This window comes from Psychrobacter sp. (genome assembly GCF_030454045.1).
In the GTDB taxonomy this organism is placed as follows: Bacteria; Pseudomonadota; Gammaproteobacteria; order Pseudomonadales; family Moraxellaceae; genus Psychrobacter.
In genome coordinates this window covers 1-3928 of sequence record NZ_JAKDJE010000127.1, presented here as the reverse complement: position 1 = coordinate 3928, position 3928 = coordinate 1, and the positions used below count along the sequence as shown (strand labels likewise).

General features: G+C 40.7%; 4 protein-coding genes. All 4 read left to right on the top strand.

Features of this window, described 5'->3' with window-relative positions:
• Positions 1-72: 72 nt before the first annotated feature.
• The 4 genes from L0G63_RS13545 to L0G63_RS13530 all read left to right on the top strand — a co-directional run bounded on the left by L0G63_RS13545 (position 73) and on the right by L0G63_RS13530 (position 3826).
• Positions 73-825: a phospholipase D family protein gene (locus L0G63_RS13545; RefSeq protein ID WP_301451123.1), complete on the top strand. Its 753-nt coding sequence runs from the start codon at positions 73-75 to the stop codon at positions 823-825.
• A gap of 204 nt (positions 826-1029) precedes the next feature.
• Positions 1030-1668: a peroxiredoxin gene (locus L0G63_RS13540; protein ID WP_301451122.1), complete on the top strand. Its 639-nt coding sequence runs from the start codon at positions 1030-1032 to the stop codon at positions 1666-1668.
• Positions 1669-1890: 222 nt separating this feature from the next.
• Positions 1891-2553, top strand: coding sequence for a glutathione S-transferase family protein (locus L0G63_RS13535; protein ID WP_301451121.1), 663 nt, complete (start codon positions 1891-1893; stop codon positions 2551-2553).
• Between the two features lie 334 nt (positions 2554-2887).
• Positions 2888-3826: a DUF4377 domain-containing protein gene (locus L0G63_RS13530; RefSeq protein WP_301451120.1), complete on the top strand. Its 939-nt coding sequence runs from the start codon at positions 2888-2890 to the stop codon at positions 3824-3826.
• The last annotated feature ends 102 nt before the right edge of the window (positions 3827-3928 follow it).

Here is a 3928-nt window from a genome sequence, read left to right as displayed (position 1 = left end):
AGTAGAGTTCAATAATATACGTTGTGTCTTACAACTACTTTTGCAAGAGGTCTAATATCTGAGGAAGTAAACATGGCAAAATTTTTGAATAGCAGTGGGACGACTTATCATTTAGAAGAATTGATTAAAAATGCGTCTGATCGGTTGGTTATTATTAGCCCGTATCTGAAGCTGAATGAACGCATTAAAGAGCTGCTAGAAGATCGTAATCGGCTAAAAATTGATATTCGCATTGTCTATGGTAAAAATGACCTGCATCCAGAAGAAATAAATTGGTTAAAAAACCTAACGTTTATTCGTACCAGCTTTTGTAAAAACTTGCATGCAAAATGCTACCTAAATGAAAACGAATGTATTATCACCAGTTTGAACCTGTATGAATTTAGCCAGGTCAATAATAATGAGATGGGTGTGCTGATTTATCGCAATGACGATGCTAAGCTTTATGCTGATACTTATGAAGAAGCGCAGCGCATTATTCGTATCAGTGATGAAGTTAGGATGTCACTTGAAAAAGTAAGCGAAACCCAAAGCCAGCCTGAATCCAATACTAAAACTGCAAGCACCGCATCTCAGCCGCCAGTGACATCGTCTGCGACTACAACAGACACCATACCTAATTATTCTAAACTGACCACTGCCAAGCTTGCCAAAGAGTTGGGGCTCAAGACACAAGAATTAAATGATAAGTTGCTTGCAGCGGGTTACTTAGAAGCGCAAGATGGTGAATTGGTATTGACTGATGCTGGACGTGCAGCTGGTGGCGTGAGTAAAAAAGGCAAGTTTGGTGAGTTTTGCTTATGGGATGCAGGGATGGTGGTTTAATAAATAATCGATATATCTACTTAGGGTTAAATGGAATAACCGCATTACAATCCGTCACAAGACATTCATAACCAGTTTGTTACTATAAAGTCAGTTTTTACGGATGTGCTTTGCGTTTTTATGGCGAGCACGTCGATGATAATAATAGAGCGCGCGGCCGACGTGTCGATATAAGCGTTCATCAACATAGCTAAGGAATAAAGCATGGCACATTTACGTTTAGGCGATACCGCACCCAATTTTGATGCTACAACCACAGAAGGTGATATCAATTTTCACGAGTGGGCAGGCGATCACTGGGTCGTTTTTTTCTCGCATCCAGCAGACTTTACCCCCGTATGCACCACTGAACTTGGTCGTGCAGCCGCATTGAACGGCGAGTTCCAAAAGCGCAATGTGAAGCCGATCTGTATTTCTGTCGATAGCTTAGAAGATCATAAATCTTGGGCAAGTGATATCGGTGAGACCCAAGGGACTGAGATGAACTTTCCAATCATTGCAGATCCCAATAAAGAAGTCGCTGAGCTATATGACATGATGCATCCTAATGCAGACAGCACACACACTGTCCGCAGCGTCTTTATCATTGATCCAAACAAAAAGGTGCGTCTAACGCTGACATACCCTGCCAGCTGTGGTCGTAATTTTGATGAAATCATCCGCGTTATTGATGCACTGCAACTATCAGATGAATACAACATCGCAACGCCTGTTGATTGGAAAGATGGTGATGATGTGATTATTCCACCTAGTGTCAAAAACGAAGATATTGCTGCTAAATATCCAAAAGGCCACAAAGAGATCAAGCCCTATCTGCGTACCACCCCTGCACCCAATAAGTAACAGGAAGGTCTAGATAAATAGGATGACATAAAGCCCCGTGACTAAACGTTATGGGGCTTTTGTTATCTTTGTCTCATTATTAATAAGTCTTTGCCATGACGGTCAGAGTAAGCTATAACTATGATATAAAATATCAATAGATTTTTATTTATCACAGCCACGATTATAACGAAGCGTATCAGCGCTCAGATGCTGTTCAATCATTACTACAAGGAGTTCACCATGAAAAAGTTATACGTTACCCGTACAGCACCCAACCCGCGCAAAGCTCTTATCTTATTGGCATCAAAAGGGATTGATGTTGATGATATGGATGACATTGATGTGATTGATATTGATTTTGCCAAAAATGAGCAGATGTCAGATGAATTTACCAAAATAAATCCGATGCAGACAGTGCCTGTCTTAACATTAGACGACGGTACAGTGCTCAATGACTCACAAGCAGTCTGCGAATATCTGGATCGCGTCTATGGTGAGCGTTCTGTTATGGGCAATGACGTGGTACAACGCGCGCAGGTGTGTTCGATGCGCCGTATTGCTGAGTTTGAGGTGATGTATAATTTGATGCTAGCGTTTCAGCACAGTCATCCGTCTAAAGCCCAGCGGGTCGAACAAGTGCCAGAATTTGTTGCGCCATCAATTGCCCGTGCTGTCAAAGCCATGGGGTATTTTGAGACAATTCTAGAAGGTCGTGAGTATCTGGTGGGTGAGCAATTGAGCTTTGCTGATATCGTGCTGTATTTGGGCTTAGATTTTGGTAAAGTGCTCAAAGTTGATCCGAATGAGCAAGGCAAAAACTTAGCCTGTTTTTATCAAATGATGAATGAGCGCTTCAGCATCAAAAACATGGCTAAAGCTAAGCCTGCGGAAATCAATGATTAGATAAAGAGATACATCGCAAGTTCTATTGTTTTTAGATGCTTGCTCATTGAAGATAATATCGGGGATAGCTAATATGTATTAGCTATCCTTTTTTTGTCCATGAAATTAACGACATTAGATAGCAAAATAATAAAAAAATTTCAAACATAATAAAAATCAACATTTTATTACATAAGCTAATAACGCTCGGTCTATAGTGGTTAATTTAACGTGATTATAATAACAATATTCCAGAACAGTTAATTAAATGTTTCTTCAGAAGATGCAAGACCAGCAAGTATATAGAAATAAGTAATCGAGAAAATTGAGATACGCTTACTAAGAGGTATGCAATATGGTAGGTAGAGCCAGAATATCAGTAACGCAACTGTTTTTATTGCCAAGTATAGTGGCGGTGAGCCTCATACTAGGCGCTTGTCAAAAAGAAAACACGGCTCATGATAATGAAGAATCAGGTATCTCCAATACTGGTGAAAAAGTAGATTCACTAGCGAGTGAGGATAGGGCCTCAGATACCAACTCAGCAACTACTGAATCTGGCTCGACGACATTCACTCCCAAAGAAAAGCTGATGAATACTTTGTCTCGTCATCGCTGGACCTTGGTTAGGGCAATGGATGCCAATGAGCAGCCTATAAGTGAGCTTACAGATATCGATGGTCAGGGGACTCTGGTATTTAATCCAGAAACACTTATCTATAGTGTCGGTTGTAATACAATAAGCGCTGCTTATCAGCTGCAAGGACATACATTGAGTATCGAGGAGGGAATGAGCACCAAAATCTCCTGTAGCGATCTTGATATGGCAGAAAACACATTAAATACATTAATGCTCGGTAGCAGTGAATTAAAAATGGAGCAAGGTGACAGCCCAGTATTGACTCAGTTTACCAACGATAATGTCACTTTGGTATGGAATGGCAGACTCACATCACAAGCGAAATACAATAGCAAAGGTGAGACGGTATTTTGGGCTGTGAATGCCAAAGAAGTCAATTGTGAAGCAAATGGTGAACAACAATGTCTCCAAGTTAGGCCTGTCACCTACAATGATCAAGGTATCAAAGTCCGTGAAGGAAAGTGGAGGGCGTTTGCAGGGGAGATAGATGGATATCAGCATGACGGTATGCACGAAGAAGTATTACGATTGCAGCGCTACCGATTAGAGACTAACGAATTAATAGAGTCAGATGAGACAACAGAAAATGATAATGATGATGAAAAGTATGCATATGTACTCGACGCTGTCATTGAAAGTGCAGTCGTAGAGTAGTCCGCTATAATTTCGTCTTGCAAATGATAAAGTGACAGTGCTTGGTACGGGAGTTTCCCAAACTCTGTGTAACTGCTTATAATCCACTAACAGGAGAATAAG